At 49.0% G+C, this 674-nt stretch carries 1 protein-coding gene; it reads right to left on the reverse strand.

The genetic code is table 11. From position 1 onward, the window contains the following. Positions 1 to 121 precede the first annotated feature (121 nt). Positions 122 to 445, reverse strand: coding sequence for a hypothetical protein (locus tag RJ05_RS33195; protein ID WP_156090862.1), 324 nt, complete (start codon positions 443 to 445; stop codon positions 122 to 124). Positions 446 to 674 lie beyond the last annotated feature (229 nt).

Below are 674 nucleotides of genomic sequence, written 5' to 3' on the forward strand. Positions count from 1 at the left end.
GTGATTCACACACTAGCAAGCCTTTCGAGTGCCAATCAACTCTTGATCGATAAGCTCCCAGGCCTTCATTCAAGCAATACAGAAGGCTTCTCCTACAATGGCGTTGCAATATCAGAAGCAATCACCACTGGGAGTTCAATGAACTCACCTCTGCTGCCTTCGATTGGGCAGCCTCTGCTTTGTCAGTGGCTGTTTTCATGAAGTACTTGATAACCTCCTCCAGTGAACTAATGTTCACTTGCTGGCATACATTACGATAGTGAATCAAGCCATCCTTTGCATATCTTCCCTTCTTGAGCTCCACGCACAAATCGATGTATCTGAACATGATCTGCTCCAGCACTTTGTGCCAGGTGCGGTGACGCTTTGACGTGATAACATCGTGCAAAGTCTGCAAAGCTGCTCCCCTTTGTCCAACCACCACAAGCTCCTCTGCACGCTTCAAGGCATTCTCAGGTTTCTGAAATGTGTTCCCACGATTGAACCTTGACCCCATCTTGGGACCTCTTTTCTAGCTCAAATGACTCGTGTCTCAAGTCTCGCACGCGCAATTGACTTCTCAGCTGTTACACGTCCTTTGCTTGTGCTGCTAGAAGCAGGGCAACAGGAGAAACCAGTGGAATTGCATGCAGGCGGCCGGAAGACACTTGTCCTCGATACCATCGTTCCCCGAG

The sequence above is a fragment of the Nocardia cyriacigeorgica NBRC 100375 genome, from assembly GCF_000308555.1.
Classification (GTDB): domain Bacteria; phylum Actinomycetota; class Actinomycetes; order Mycobacteriales; family Mycobacteriaceae; genus Nocardia; species Nocardia cyriacigeorgica.